Origin of the sequence: Oscillibacter sp., from assembly GCF_031978065.1 — a bacterium.
Taxonomy (GTDB): Bacteria; Bacillota; Clostridia; order Oscillospirales; family Oscillospiraceae; genus Oscillibacter.
This window is the reverse complement of record NZ_DALZCH010000095.1, coordinates 1-12456: the sequence shown is the minus strand read 5'-3', so window position 1 is coordinate 12456 and position 12456 is coordinate 1. Positions and strand designations below refer to the sequence as shown.

Genomic DNA, 12456 nt, shown 5'->3' with positions numbered 1-12456 from the left:
GCGCCCGGTCTGCCGTGGGGCTTGCGGTACCCGCTGGGTGCGCCCGGTCTGCCGTAAGGCTTGCGGTCCCCGCTGGGTGCGCCCGGCTTGCCGTAGGGCTTCCGGTCCCCGCCTGCTTCGCTCCACTCAAAAGGCTTTCTTCCAAAGCTTTTCCCGGCGGGTGGCTTGCCACCGCCCCGGGCTTGGCGCAGAGGCCGCGCCGGTGCCGTCGGCTCCGGCGGCTTTTCCGCCGCTTTTGCCTCGCCGGGTTTACGCTTTTTACCCCGGCGGAGGTTCTTTTCGTGAAGTGCCTCCTCTGTTTTACGCAGGGACGCCCGCTGGGCCTTGACCTCCAGCCGGTTTGCTGCGTCGCCGTAGGTTTCTGCGTCCTCGTCCGCCAATCGGCGGGCAATAGCGGATGCAAAACCCACGTCGGTCACGCCCAGAATGGCACACTCGCTTCGGCCCATAGCCTGCCCCAGCTCCTCCTTAGTAAAGGGAATCCGGAGTTTCATGCACTGGCCCATCTCCGAGAAGTGGTCGGCCCGCCGTGCGGTATTCTCTGCCGCGTCGGACGCCAGCAGCAACAATCGCACTTCCCGTGCCCGGGCGGCGGCCTCCACCGGCTCTTCGCCCACCTCCAGCAGCCCAGCTCGCTTGCAAAGGCCCAGCGTAGACAGTAATTCTTTATTCATCGGCTTCTCCCAACTGACGCTCCATGGCGTCATATACCTCCGGGGGAATCTGGGCCTCAAAGGCCCGCTCCAGCGCCCGGGACTTGCGCGCTTTGCGCAGGCACTCCACATTCCGGCACACATATGCACCGCGACCGGGCTTGCGGCCCTTGTCGTCCAGACTGACCTCCCCCTCAGGGGACTTGACCACCCGGATCAACATCTTTTTATCCTTCATCTCCCGGCAGCCCACACACTGCCGCTGCGGGATCTTTTTCACCTTCGGCATGGCGTTCCCCCCGTTTCCGCGCGCTTATTCCGCGTCGTCCGCGGGCAAGCCGTCCTCTGCGGGCTTCTCGCCTGCGGAGGCACTCTCCTCCGCCGCTTCCTCCCGGAAGCTCTCGGGCTTAATGTCAATTTTATAGCCGGTAAGCCGGGCCGCCAGCCGGGCGTTCTGCCCCTCCTTGCCGATGGCCAGAGACAGTTGATCGTCCGGCACCAGCACACGGCAGGCCTTGCCCTCGTCCGCCATCCAAACGTCCACCACATCGGCGGGCGCCAGCGCGGCCGCGATAAACTCTGCCGGGTCCTCGCTGTACTTCACAATGTCGATCTTCTCGCCCCGCAGCTCCGCCACGATGCTCTCCACCCGCTGGCCCTTGGGGCCTACGCAGGCGCCGATGGGGTCCACGTTGTCCTCGTTGGACCAGACGGCCATCTTCGTGCGGCTTCCCGCCTCCCGGGCAATGGAGCGGACCTCCACGATCCCGTCGAAAATCTCGGGGACTTCCAGTTCGAACAGGCGCTTAACAAGGCCCGGATGGGTCCGCGAGATCAACACCTGAGGACCCCGGGTGGACCGGCGGACCTCCACCACGTAGACCTTGACGTGCATTCCCTCCACCAGCTCCTCGCCGGGAACCTGTTCGCCTGACATCAAAAGCGCCTCGGTGGACTCGGTCCCGGTACCGATGCGCAAAGAGACGTTTCCGTTTCTCGGGTCCAGTCGGGTGACCACGCCGGTGAGAATTTCGTGCTGCTTGGAGTTGAACTCCTCATACACCATGCCTCGCTCGGCCTCCCGCAGGCCCTGAATAATCACCTGCTTGCCGTTGCCGGCGGCGATGCGGCCAAAGTCCGTGTTGTTCACGGCGACATTGATCACGTCGCCGATCTCGTACTTGGCGGAAAACTTTTTGGCCTCCTCCAAGGGCACTTCGTTGAAGGGGTCCACGTAGTCTTCCTCGTCCACCACGTTCTTTTGGACAAACATCTGAAGCGTCCGGTGCTCCACATCCACGTCCACGATCACGTTATCCACCTGATCCTTGCAATCCCGTTTATAGGCGGTGATCAGCGCCTGGACAATTTTCTCCAGCATAAAGGACTGGGGGATGTTCCGCTCCTTTTCGATCATCTCAAGTGCGGTGAAAATCTCGTCGCAATTCATGCCGACGAGCTCCTTCTGCTTCTTGCCTCTCATTGCCTGTACTCCTTTTATGATATGATACGTCTTCTTCGTCTGTTTTATTTTGCAGCAAAAAATCCGCGCGCCCGGCGGCGGCGCCTTTTCAGGAGAACTCCACCCGCAATCGCACCAGCGCGGTGTCCGCCTTTTCAAAGGTCGTCTCATTGTCGCCGATGCGCACGGTGACAGCCCCGGTCCCCTCGTCGTAGGCCGTAAGCGTCCCTGCAAATTCCTTTCGCCCATCCCGGTTGCGATACAGCCGGACAGCGACAGGGCTTCCCATAAAGCGCGTGAAATCGCCGGGCCGCTTCAGCGCCCGCTCCGCGCCGGCGGAGCCGACCTCCAGCGTATAGCTTCCCTCAATAGGGTCCGCCTCGTCCAGCAAATCCGAAACCTTGCGGGAAATGGCCTCGCAGTCCAGAATGTCCACGCCGCCCTCTTTGTCCAGCAAAACCCGGAGATACCAAGTCCCCGCCTCTTTCACGTATTCCACATCCCAGATAGTACAGCCCCGCTCCGCAGCCACGGGAGCCGCCAAATCGGCGGTGAGCTCTGCAATCTTTTTCATGGAAACGCCTTCCTTTCATGCCGTCAGCTTCAGGAAAAGCCTTCGGTCTTTTCAAATTCCGGCCCCTTAAAAAGGCCGACAAAAAAAGCGGACACAAGGTCCACTCCACACAACTACCATCTCTACTTTGATTAGAATAGCACGCTTTTACACCAAAATCAAGTGTTTTCTTGGAATTTGCAAAGAAAAGCCGTTAAAAAATAAATAAAAACCGGAGCGGGCTTGCCGCCCCGGTTTCATTTCCGAAAATTCGATTCAAGTCACTGAATCCGCCATTTCCCGCAGGGTTTTTCGGCGACAGTCCGCAGGCACGCGGCTGCGATTCAGCTCCTTTTTCGCAGGCGTTCCACCATGCAGGCCAAAAGAAAGACCAGCAGGTTCGCCGTCACCACCGTGGCTCCTACCGGCGTGGATTTCACATAGGAAACCGTCAGCCCCGTGCAAAAGCAGAGAATTGCGGTCGTCCCCGCGCACAGTACCACACCCCGGAAGCTGCGAAACAGCCGCATCGCCGTCAGCGCCGGGAAGATCACCAGAGACGAGATAAGCATGGCGCCCATCATCCGCATCCCCAGCACAATGGTCAGCGCCGTGAGGATGGACAAAAGCGTGTTATACAGCTCCACCCGCATCCCGGTGGCCCGAGCAAAGTTCTCATCGAAGGTGATGGCGAACAGCCGGTGGTAAAACAGCACGAACAGCGCCAGTACCGCCGCGCACACCGCCGCCGCCAGCAGAACATCCGTCTCCGTCATGGCAAGAACGCTGCCAAACATGTAATTGTCCACATCGGTGGTCATGCCCGTGGTAAGGGAGATGACCATGATGCCGATGGCAAGGGCGGACGCGCTCACCACGGCGATGGCTGCGTCGCTGCCCATGCGGCTGCCCGAATTTGCAAGCCGCAGCAGAAAAAATGCCGAAAGAATCACCACAGGAATGGAGAAGTACAGCGGCGTGACTCCAAGAGCCACCGCCACCGCCAGCGCGCCGAAAGACACATGGCTCAGTCCATCTCCGATCATGGAGTACCGCTTTAGCACCAGCGGCACACCCAAAAGCGCGGCGCAAAGGCTTACCAGTATGCCCGCTACCAGCGCCCGGCGCATAAAGGGCCATGCGAGCATTTCCATCAGTTCCATTACTGCTCCCCCTTTCGGAAGCGGCAGCCCTCCGGAGAGCGGAGATAGTCCTCCACCGTGCCGTAAAACCAGCTATTCCTGCCGATGTGCAGCACTGTCCGGGCGTTTTCCAGCGCGGAGCGCAGGTCGTGGGTCACCATGACCACCGCCATGCCCTCTTTTTCGTTGAGATAGCGCAGGGTTTTGTAAAGGTCCTGCGCGGCAGCGGGGTCCAGCCCCGTCACCGGCTCGTCCAGAATCAAAAGCCGCCCGGCGGCGCACAGTGCCCGAGCCAGCAGTGCCCTTTGCTGCTGGCCGCCGGAGAGGTCCCGGTAGCACCGGTCCTTCAGCTCCAGTATCCCCAGCTTTCCAATGGCCTGAATGGCCGCGGTCTTTTGAGCAGCCGTGTAAAAAAAGCCAAAGCCCTTCTGATTTAAAAAACCGGAAAGCACCACCTCGTATACGGTAGCGGGAAAGTCCCGCTGGGCGCGGGTCTGCTGGGGCAGATACCCAATCGCGCCGTTTTTCAGCTCCACCGCCCGGTCAATGCTTCCCTCCATGGGGTTAATGAGGCCCAGCAGCCCCTTCATCAGCGTGGATTTGCCCGAGCCGTTATCCCCCACCACGCACAGGTAATCCCCCGCCGAAACCGTGAGGTTCAGCCCCGAAAGCACCGCCCGGCCCTCGTAGCCCAAGGCCGTATTTCGGCATACAAGCAGCTCATTTTTCTCCATGGACTTGCTCCTTTTCCGCGCAGGCTTCGCACAAGCCGGTGAACAGGGTCCGCCGGTGGTCCACCACAAAATGATGCTCCTTTTGCAGATGCCGGTACAGCGGCTGCAAATGCGTGCAGTCCAGATGGGCAATCCGCCCGCAGGACTCGCACTTTAAAAGCAGGCAGTCTTGCTTTTCCTCCCCCGAATGGTGCGTGCAGTATTGGAAGTAAGCGCCTTCCTCCGTGTTAATCTTATGAACCCGGCCCATGGCCGCCAACTTTTCCGTCTGGCGATACACCGTGGCAAGGCCCACCGGCTCCCCAAGGCGGCGCAGCTCCGCCGCCAAATCCGCGGCGGACATAGGCGTGCTTCTCTGGGCCTCCAGGCAATTTAAAATTGCCTGCTGCTGTTTTGTGGAATAGGCCATATGCGGCCTCCTTTTTCAAGAATGATAATCATTTTCATATTATAGACCGGGACAGAAAATTGTCAAGGAAAATCGTTTAGCGGTTGCAAAGGGCGGCACAACAGTGTATGGTAAGGGCAGGGCCACAGCACGCGGCCCGCATATTACGTGAAATTACGCCGGGGCGCGTCCCGTTTCCCGGGCGGCGCGGCGGACGTATGGAGGGTTTATGAAGGCAGCACTGGTAATCATGGCGGCGGGGCTTGGCTCCCGGTACGGCGGAGACAAGCAGGTGGACGGCATCGGCCCCAACAACGAAATTTTGATGGAATATTCCGTGCACGACGCGCTGCGGGCGGGCTTTGGCAAGGTGGTGTTCATCATCAAGCCGGAGATGGAACCGCTGATGGAGCGCATCTGCGGCGAATATCTTCGCCGCCGCACCGCAAAGGACGGTTCCCCCGTGGAAGTGTCCTACGCGTTTCAGGATTTTTCCTCCGTTCCGGACTTTTACCGGATTCCCTCAGAGAGGACCAAGCCTTTCGGGACGGTTCACGCGCTTTTGTGCGCAGAGGAATTTATTCAAGAGCCGTTTTGCGTGATCAATGCCGATGATTATTACGGAATTGACGCTTACCGTGCCATGTACGAGCAGCTCACGACGTTATCTCCCGAAGGTCATGGGGCCATGGTGGGCTATTTTCTGAAAAATACCGCCAGTCTCCACGGAACGGTTTCCCGCGGTGTGTGCGCCGTGGAGAACGGGAAGCTTCTCTCCGTGCGGGAGGCATTGAAAATCCAGCTTTATCCCGACGGAACTCTGCGGGATCTGGCGGAGGACATCTCCCTCTCGCCGGACACGGTGGTATCCATGAACTTCTGGGGCTTTACCCCTTGGATCTTCGCCCCCATGCGGGCCTATTTTGAAAACTTTCTCCGCACGGAAGCCGGGGACGACCTGAAAAAAGAATGCCTTCTGCCCTTGATGGTTGGCAGTCAGCTTGAGGGCGGCGGGCTGGAAATCTCCGTGCTTCACTCCGCCGACCGCTGGTTCGGCATGACCTACCGGGAGGACCGGGAGCGGGTAGCGGAGGAGCTGAAAGCTCTTCACGCCGCGGGGGCATATCCCCCTTCCTTGAAGGATTGATTTTAGGGGAGCCGTATGCGACGCGCGGCGGAACAGACAATTAGAATTTCTGCGCCGCGATGAAAGCGGCGAAAAAGGTTAAATTCGTTTTCTCCGGCGGCGTGTACGTCAGAGAAAACACTTCTCAGGCCGCAAGTGTCGAGTTGTCCGTTTTGGCGAACAGCGAGGCATGCGGCAGACTGCAATCTTTTTTGAGGAAGAAGTCATTTTGACTTCTTCCTCAAACTGAAACGCGCCCTGACCCGTCGGTCAAGGCGCGTTTTCTTATTTCTTCGTCTCCGGGCCGCCCTGCCTTGGCAATAACTCTAAAAGCGCGAGAGGAGACGCCTCCTCCCGGGCCGCTTCCTTGTTGGCATCCATGGCGCCCCGCAGCTCGTTTCGCAGGATGGTCAAGCTTTTGGGCGCACTGATGGCAAGCCGAACCCGTCCGCCGGTTTCCACGGAAACCACCGTCACCTCGATTTCCTCTCCAATCAGCACGGACTCTCCGGGCTTCCTCTGCAAAATCAGCATGACGGCCGCCCTTCCTGAAATTCCGACAGGCGGTGGCGCATCTCATAGCCGCCGTCCTCCAGAATTGTCTGCATAGCGACGCCGGTATCCTCGTTCACCGCCACGGGGCATTGGAGGTTTACCGTACTCTCGGATACGGGCTGGCGCACCACGCACAGCACGTAAAAGCTCAGTTCCTCGCTTTGGGTCACGCCCACGGCCTTCAGCTCTGCCGTGCGCAGCCTCGGCGCATAATCCGGCTTCAGGGAAAAGGGGTTCATCGCCACAAAGGCAAGACCCGGCGTGGTCACGCTCTGAAAGCACAGCAGCGTTCCGTTGCTGTCGGCAAAGGGAAGCAGAAGAAACTGCGTTTCCGCTTCAAAGCCGAACAGGCCATCCCGGAAATGGAGCACATCCCCGGCTTCATAGGCGATCTGCCCAAAATATTTTGTCGTGATTTCCATGGAAGGATTCCTTTCTTTTGCGCGTGTCAGACTTCCATTTCAACAGGGACATACTGCGGGTCCGCCGACGGAGGCACATACAGCGCCCCGCCCACGTATTTAATTACAACGTCCGGCTGCTGCGTCACCTCAAACTGAATGTCCCCGGGCGTAAACTCGAAGTTCCCTTGCTGGCTGCGCCAGTCGAAGTTGACCTTGTCCATCTCATAGCGGATGTTCAACTCGCCTTTGTCCCAAGAAATGTCCACTCCCTGCGTGGGAAGAAACGCAAGCCCCACGTTGGTTTTCACGTTCCGCGTCTGTGCCTCGGCAGCAAATTTTGTCACCATTTCCTCGCCGATTTTTGCCTGAAGCAGAAGCTGACCCTGCCGGGCATAGGTGGCCGTGGCCTCATAGGCGGCCTGCTTTCCTGCCTGAGCGTTGTCTCTCATGCGAGTGGCCAGCGTAGGTGTGACGGAATTACGCGCCTCAAATGTATCCAGATTCACGCGAATGGGCTTGCTCCGAATGCTCAGACCGCCCTCGTTCCGGGTAATCTCCATATCCACCGTGGTACGGCTGTACTCCAGCCGCGCGTCTGTAACCCGCATCTCAAGCTCAATAGGTACCGATTTGATCTCGATTAGTGGATAGGTCATTGCCTTCACTCCTTTTTAACCTTAAAAGCACGTCGGGCATCCTCCGGAGGCCCATTCATGCCCGTTAATTCATATAGTCGATCAGCGACTGGGACAAAATGCTGTTGCCAACCTTCAGCGCCGCGTTATAGCAATACTGCGCCCATGAAAAATCAGTGATGGCGTTGGCCAGATCAATTTGCTCAATGCCCAGAATCTGCTCGTTAAGATTGGTGGACAGCAGGGACAGGCGGTTGCTGCTGGTTTCGAGATAGGTGGTGCGCCCGTCCAGCGCGGTCCACTGGTTGGTGATTTCGTCAATGCCATCCTTCAGCTTCTCCGTCAAACGGGTGGCGTCCTCCTTGTCCTGATCTGAAGCCCACGCGCCGCTATCCGGGTCGCACCGCTTGAAAATTTCGGACAGCTTGTTCATGACGGAGGCCATATTCTTGGGGTCGCCGTCCTCATCCACGCCGTAGCCCACAAAGTTCAGGCCGCTCAGCGCTCCGTTAAAGGCGCTGGTAGAAACCAGCTTTCCGTCCACCTCCGTGAGGCCGCTGCCGATGTCCACATAGCTCTCCTCGCCGGCCATGGCCTTCAGCTGTTCATACTCGTCGGTTCCCTCCTTCGCGTCCACCCGAACGCCCCGGTAGGTCAAGACATTCTCTCCGCTGATTTCCTCCATTTTGAAGGGCGCGTCGCCCAGAGAGTCCTTCCCCCCAAAAATAAACGAGGACCCATACTGAGAGTTCAAGATTTGGACAATGGACTCCGCCGCGCTGCCGATTACCTCGCCCAACGGCTGGCGGCCGGAGGCGTTGGCGTCGTTCAATCCAGCCAGAGCGGAGATTTTTGCCTGCCCGTCCGCAAGGTCGCTTTTGATGCTTTTCAGCGCGTCGCAGGCGGCGGAAAACTTGCTGTTCAGGCTTTGGGTACTCTGTAATTGGGAGCTGACGCGGGAAAAGGAACGGCGCAGCTTGAATGCCTGCGTGGCCGCCGCCGGGTCCTCCGCGTAGCTGGTGTAGTTGCTCTGGGTCAGAACCTTGTTCCGCGCATTATCAAGCGTGGCAGAGGAGCGCGTCAGGCTGGATCGATATCCCCGCAGCGTTCCGTTTGTTGTCACACGGATCATTATAAATCGCCTCCTTTATCGACCGACTACGCCGGTCCCGTTAATCAGCTTGTCCAGCACCTCGTCTAGCGTCGTCATCATGCGGCACGCGGCGGCATAGGACTTCTGATACTGCATCATATTCATGGCCTCATCGTTGAGGTCCACGCCGGAAACGCTGTCCCGGCTTGTCTCCAGCCCCGTGGCGGAAACGGTATAGTTGTTCAGCAGGGTCGTGGTGCTCTTCACATCGTCTGCCAGCGTCCGCTCAATGTTGGTGAACATCCCCTCAAAGGTGCCGCGGAAAAACGGCTTGCCGGTGGGGTCGGTTTCATCAGGCCTGTATTCCTGCTTCCCGTCAAACTCCGCCAGGATATGAACGATGTTCTGGTTGTCGCTGCTGCCTACGGTGGTTTTCCCTTTCAGCGCCTCAAAGGAGTTTTGCAGGAAGCTGGGGTTGGTACTCCAGCTTGAGGAGATGGAGATGTTTGCGGCGGTAATGCCGGAGGCGTCGTCGCTGGTGCCGCTGCTGCTGAACAGATTTCCGCCCATCAGCTTTGCCTTGTCGGTAAACGCGGTCCCCTGACCGGTAATCATGTCTTCCACAGTGGCATAGTCGGTTCCGTTCATGGTATAAGTCCCGTCGGCTTTCTTGGTGGCAAGAACGTCGCCCGAGGTTCCATCCAGAATATTGCCGTCGGAATCCCGCAAATAGCCGGTGTTGGCCGCATTCATCACGGAGGCAAACTTTTGCGCCAGAGAGTTCAGCGCGTTTTCGTAATAGGGGATGCCCCGTTTGGTTGCGGAAGCCGAATCCGCCGCCGTCATGTCGGCGCTGGCAAATTCTCCTGCCTCCGTCAAAAGCTCGCGCCTTGACTGTATTCCTCCGTAAAGCTCGGTATCGCCAAACTGATACGCCGCTGAAAGGCTGCCGTCCTTTTCCTTCAGAACATTGTCATTGCGGTCTTTCAGCGAGGAGACGGTGATTGCGTAGGGCAGCTTGGCCGCGTCGGCAGGGTCTGTAACGGGATTTCCATCCGCATCCAAATAAGGCTCTAAAACAGGGGGCGTTGCATTGGGGTCATAGTCCGGGTTTTTCTGAACCCCGTCCCCCACGGAAAGCTGGCCTATATACGCGCCGTCCACCAGCTTGGTAGAGGGGTCGCCGGGGACCTTAATCACCAGCTTGTCCACGGTCTTTCCCGCGCCCACGCTCACCGGCTCATAGGTCACGTCAATTTTCATATACCCGGACAGCTCGTCAATCAGCAAATTTCGCTGATCCCGCAGCTCCAGAGAGTTATCCCCGTACAGCTCGCTCTTTTGAATGTTTTCATTTAAAGATTGAATGCTTTTGAGAATGTCGTTAACGGCCTTGACATCGTCCGTCAAGCCGTCCTCCTGATCCGCCTTCACACCGGCAATCCGCTCAGCATAGCTGCGCATAATCCCCACCAGTGAATCGGCGGAGGTGCGCACCAGAGAGAGCATTTCCTCCTCCGTGGTTTGGTCGCCGGTCAGCTTTGCCAGCATTTCCCGCAGGTCCAGAAACTGCGCGGCCAGAATGCCCTCGCCCTCCTCACCGGTATCGCCCGTGCCCACCTCGTCTAAAATCGCGGACAGATCCTCCAGTCCGCCAAGCTTGGTGTCCATGGCGCCCACGCTGGAGTTCTCGTTGCGGAAGCGGATGTCCAGATAGGGGTCCCGGAACTGGGACATGCCCGTTATCAGAACGCCGGACCCGCTGGCTCCGCCGAAAGCAGAGGCATAACGGTCCACCCCGTCCACCCGCAGGCTCACCTGATCCACCCTCTGGCGGGTATAGCCAGTGGTATTGATGTTGGAAATATTGTGTCCCGTCACTTCCAGGGCTTTTTGCGCCGCATAAATGCCCAGACGCGCGGTGGTAAACGCTCCAAAGGTTGTTGACAGCATGTTGCTTTCCTCTCTTTCACCGGTGAGCCGGGTCAGGCTCTGAAATCCGTCCTCATGCGGGGCGGAAGCTCGGGAGACGCTTCCTGATAGCCCGCGGACGACACGGCATTGGGGTCCTCCGCCTGAATCATCTTTTCAATCTGGTGGAGATTGCACTCCAACGTGTCCCGCGCCACCTCATACGCCCCGCGAAACAGCGCATATTGGCGGCAGAGCTGCTCCACGGTCCGCTTTGTCTCCTCATAGTCCTGCGCGGGCGCGTGGTCCATCAGGCTGCGCAGGGGCACGCCTTCCAGTCCCAGTGACCGCAGCACGGCCTCCCGCTTCTGGTCGTGGGACCGCATGGTCAAAGACAGCGCCTGCTCTCGCTTCAAGCACTCGTTCAGTCCGTCCAGATCATCCGTGCGGACAAACTCCGTCTTCTCCTGCTCCACGCGGGTAATCTCATCCAGCGTGTCACCCAGCGATTTTAAAAATGCAAGATACTCCTGAAAATCATTTCTATTCATAGCTTATCTCTCCAGTAGCATGGCCTTGGCAATAGAGACGGGATCCAACTGGTAGGTGCCGCTTTGGATCTGCTGGCGCACCTGCTGAACGCCGCCGATGCTGGAAGAAGCGCGGACATCCCGCACAAGGCGGGCCGCCAGCTCCTTTTGAAACAGAGACCCGCCGGAGGACGCCCCGGAAATATCGACCTGATCAAACGCGCCGCCGGACTCCCGTCCCTTTTCAGCGCCCCGAACGGTTTTGGCGCTTTGCAGGTTCTGCGACCCAGACACTGTCTGCGCGTACGCCGCCGCTCCGGCGGCCTCGTTAACTATCCTCATCATGCGGCATTTCCTCCGTTTTCTGCAAGTCCCTTCCCTGATTCAGGGAAGCAGCCTGTAACTGGTTTAAGCACATTTCGGGGCGGCGCCGCGCACTGCGGCACAATCCCCTGTATCTACCTTTTATTTCGGCAGTTATGTTGAAAACATAAGACAGTAATTCAAAAAAAGTGTGAAACCGTTCATTTTTTATAAATTTTTTTGCAAAATTTGCACAGGGGACCTTCGGCAAGCCGAAGGTCCCCTTGTTTCTCAATTGATCTATGACCGCGCCGACTGATGCTCACAGCTCCCGCAGGCGGCGAAGCAGCACGCCCGCAATGTTTTCGGAGGACGCCTGCGTTTGCACCGCGCCGATGTCAAAGGCCACCATGGGCATTCCGTACACCACGGAGGACTCTTTATCCTGCCCAATGGTATAGGCCCCCGCCTTTCGCATGGCCAACAGTCCGTCCGCTCCGTCGCGGCCCATGCCTGTCATGATAATGCCCACCATGGAGCCTTTCACGTTCTCAGCCATGGAGTGGAACAGCACGTCCACCGACGGGCGGTGTCCACTGACCTTCTCTCCCGGCTTACAGGTCACCCGATACCGGCTTCCCGACCGCAACACGCGGCACTGAAAGTCCGCCGGGGCCACCAGTGCAAGGCCGCGGTGCAGCTCATCGCCGTCCACGGCCTCCCGCACCTCCATGGCACAGATTCTATCCAGCCGTTCGGCGTACATTTTTGTAAAGCCCGGGGGCATATGCTGCACGATAACCATAGGAGGAATGTCCGATGGAAGGCGGCGCAGCACCTCCAGCGTGGCCTCCGTCCCGCCGGTGGAGGCTCCCAGTCCGATTACCGCCCCATCCAGAATGGGCCGCGGACCAAGCGGGGCCGTGGGCTCCGCCGTGACCTCCGCCCGCGCGGCCCGCGCCGGGCG

16 protein-coding genes are annotated in these 12456 nt (G+C 58.7%); 1 reads left to right on the top strand and 15 read right to left on the bottom strand.

Annotated features, from left to right (window positions below; genetic code table 11):
- From RTK01_RS12885 to RTK01_RS12855, 7 genes are all read right to left on the bottom strand, one after another.
- The coding region (locus RTK01_RS12885; protein WP_312281368.1) for a hypothetical protein at positions 1–674 on the bottom strand (674 nt) is incomplete at its 3' end.
- Entirely contained in the window at positions 667–942 is a 276-nt protein-coding gene (rnpM, locus tag RTK01_RS12880; protein WP_312281367.1) for an RNase P modulator RnpM, read from the bottom strand. The genes rnpM and RTK01_RS12885, both read right to left, overlap by 8 nt.
- Before the next feature lie 24 nt (positions 943–966).
- Positions 967–2136 carry a transcription termination factor NusA gene (gene nusA / locus RTK01_RS12875; protein ID WP_312281366.1) on the bottom strand — a complete coding sequence of 390 codons (1170 nt, stop codon included), beginning with the start codon at positions 2134–2136 and terminating at the stop codon, positions 967–969.
- Positions 2137–2224: 88 nt separating this feature from the next.
- Positions 2225–2689, bottom strand: coding sequence for a ribosome maturation factor RimP (gene rimP / locus RTK01_RS12870; RefSeq protein ID WP_312281365.1), 465 nt, complete (start codon positions 2687–2689; stop codon positions 2225–2227).
- A 323-nt stretch (positions 2690–3012) separates the two neighbouring features.
- Positions 3013–3831 carry a metal ABC transporter permease gene (locus tag RTK01_RS12865; protein WP_312281364.1) on the bottom strand — a complete coding sequence of 273 codons (819 nt, stop codon included), beginning with the start codon at positions 3829–3831 and terminating at the stop codon, positions 3013–3015.
- Positions 3831–4544 carry an ATP-binding cassette domain-containing protein gene (locus RTK01_RS12860; RefSeq protein WP_312281363.1) on the bottom strand — a complete coding sequence of 238 codons (714 nt, stop codon included), beginning with the start codon at positions 4542–4544 and terminating at the stop codon, positions 3831–3833. Before RTK01_RS12860 ends, RTK01_RS12865 begins: the two co-directional genes overlap by 1 nt.
- Positions 4531–4953 (bottom strand): transcriptional repressor, encoded by a 423-nt coding sequence (locus RTK01_RS12855; RefSeq protein WP_312281362.1) that lies wholly within the window; start codon positions 4951–4953, stop codon positions 4531–4533. The genes RTK01_RS12860 and RTK01_RS12855 overlap by 14 nt, the downstream gene beginning before the upstream one ends.
- 208 nt (positions 4954–5161) lie before the next feature.
- Here RTK01_RS12855 and RTK01_RS12850 point away from each other — a divergent pair, with 208 nt between their 5' ends.
- Positions 5162–6079, top strand: coding sequence for a sugar phosphate nucleotidyltransferase (locus RTK01_RS12850; RefSeq protein ID WP_312281361.1), 918 nt, complete (start codon positions 5162–5164; stop codon positions 6077–6079).
- A 264-nt stretch (positions 6080–6343) separates the two neighbouring features.
- On the opposite strand, the gene RTK01_RS12845 is transcribed toward RTK01_RS12850, so the two are convergent.
- From RTK01_RS12845 to RTK01_RS12810, 8 genes are all read right to left on the bottom strand, one after another.
- A complete protein-coding gene (locus RTK01_RS12845) occupies positions 6344–6592 on the bottom strand; it encodes a carbon storage regulator (protein ID WP_312281360.1) in 249 nt (82 codons plus the stop codon).
- Positions 6586–7035 carry a flagellar assembly protein FliW gene (fliW, locus tag RTK01_RS12840; protein WP_312281359.1) on the bottom strand — a complete coding sequence of 150 codons (450 nt, stop codon included), beginning with the start codon at positions 7033–7035 and terminating at the stop codon, positions 6586–6588. Before fliW ends, RTK01_RS12845 begins: the two co-directional genes overlap by 7 nt.
- Positions 7036–7061: 26 nt before the next feature.
- Complete coding sequence (locus RTK01_RS12835; RefSeq protein ID WP_312281358.1) at positions 7062–7673, bottom strand: DUF6470 family protein; 612 nt, start codon at positions 7671–7673, stop codon at positions 7062–7064.
- 64 nt (positions 7674–7737) lie between these two features.
- Positions 7738–8784, bottom strand: coding sequence for a hypothetical protein (locus RTK01_RS12830; RefSeq protein WP_312281357.1), 1047 nt, complete (start codon positions 8782–8784; stop codon positions 7738–7740).
- Between the two features lie 15 nt (positions 8785–8799).
- A complete protein-coding gene (locus RTK01_RS12825; protein ID WP_312281356.1) occupies positions 8800–10698 on the bottom strand; it encodes a FlgK family flagellar hook-associated protein in 1899 nt (632 codons plus the stop codon).
- A gap of 32 nt (positions 10699–10730) precedes the next feature.
- On the bottom strand, positions 10731–11207 hold the full coding sequence (gene flgN / locus RTK01_RS12820) for a flagellar export chaperone FlgN (RefSeq protein WP_312281355.1): 477 nt from the start codon (positions 11205–11207) through the stop codon (positions 10731–10733).
- Between the two features lie 3 nt (positions 11208–11210).
- Positions 11211–11531: a flagellar biosynthesis anti-sigma factor FlgM gene (locus tag RTK01_RS12815; protein WP_312281354.1), complete on the bottom strand. Its 321-nt coding sequence runs from the start codon at positions 11529–11531 to the stop codon at positions 11211–11213.
- Between the two features lie 280 nt (positions 11532–11811).
- On the bottom strand, positions 11812–12456 hold a 645-nt coding region (locus RTK01_RS12810; protein ID WP_312281353.1), incomplete at its 5' end, for a CheB methylesterase domain-containing protein.